This window comes from Providencia sp. PROV255 (assembly GCF_028478065.1).
Classification (GTDB): domain Bacteria; phylum Pseudomonadota; class Gammaproteobacteria; order Enterobacterales; family Enterobacteriaceae; genus Providencia; species Providencia rettgeri.
Map to the genome: position 1 here is coordinate 1 of NZ_JAMPMI010000040.1, position 1,066 is coordinate 1,066.

1 protein-coding gene is annotated in these 1,066 nt (G+C 46.9%); it reads right to left on the minus strand.

All coding sequences use genetic code 11. The annotated features are described in order from the left end of the window. A partial coding sequence (tuf, locus tag PR725_RS21820) for an elongation factor Tu (RefSeq protein WP_196719287.1) occupies positions 1-1,066 on the minus strand: 1,066 nt, incomplete at both ends.

The window sequence follows — 1,066 nt, forward strand, 5'->3', positions numbered from 1 at the left end:
TTATCACCTGGCATTACCATCTCTACGCCTTCTGGCAGTTCGATAGTACCGGTTACGTCAGTTGTACGGAAGTAGAACTGTGGACGGTAACCTTTGAAGAATGGAGTGTGACGACCACCTTCATCTTTGCTCAGAATATAAACTTCTGATTCGAATTTAGTGTGTGGCTTGATTGAACCTGGTTTTGCCAGTACTTGACCACGTTGAATTTCTTCACGTTTAGTACCACGCAGCAGAACACCTACGTTCTCACCCGCACGACCTTCGTCCAGCAGTTTACGGAACATTTCAACGCCAGTACAAGTTGTTTTAACCGTGTCTTGAATACCAACGATTTCAACTTCTTCACCAACTTTGATGATACCACGCTCAACACGGCCTGTTACTACTGTACCACGACCTGAGATTGAGAATACGTCTTCGATTGGCAGCAGGAATGGCTTGTCAATTGCACGCTCTGGCTCTGGAATGTAAGTATCCAGGTGGCCTGCTAATTCAACAATTTTCGCTTCCCACTCTGGGTTGCCTTCCAGCGCTTTCAGAGCTGAACCACGAACAACTGGAGTGTCGTCGCCTGGGAAATCGTATTGAGACAGAAGTTCACGAACTTCCATTTCAACTAATTCTAACAGCTCTTCGTCGTCTACCATGTCACATTTGTTCAGGAACACGATGATGTAAGGAACACCAACCTGGCGACCTAACAGGATGTGCTCACGAGTTTGTGGCATTGGGCCATCAGTCGCAGCAACAACCAGGATTGCACCGTCCATCTGTGCAGCACCAGTGATCATGTTTTTAACATAGTCGGCGTGTCCTGGGCAGTCTACGTGTGCGTAGTGGCGAGTTGGAGTATCGTATTCTACGTGTGAAGTAGAGATAGTGATACCACGCGCTTTTTCTTCTGGTGCGTTATCGATTTGGTCGAATGCACGAGCAGAACCGCCGTAAGTTTTAGCCAGAACAGTAGTGATAGCTGCTGTCAGAGTAGTTTTACCGTGGTCAACGTGGCCGATAGTACCAACGTTAACGTGCGGTTTTGAACGTTCAAATTTTTCTTTAGACA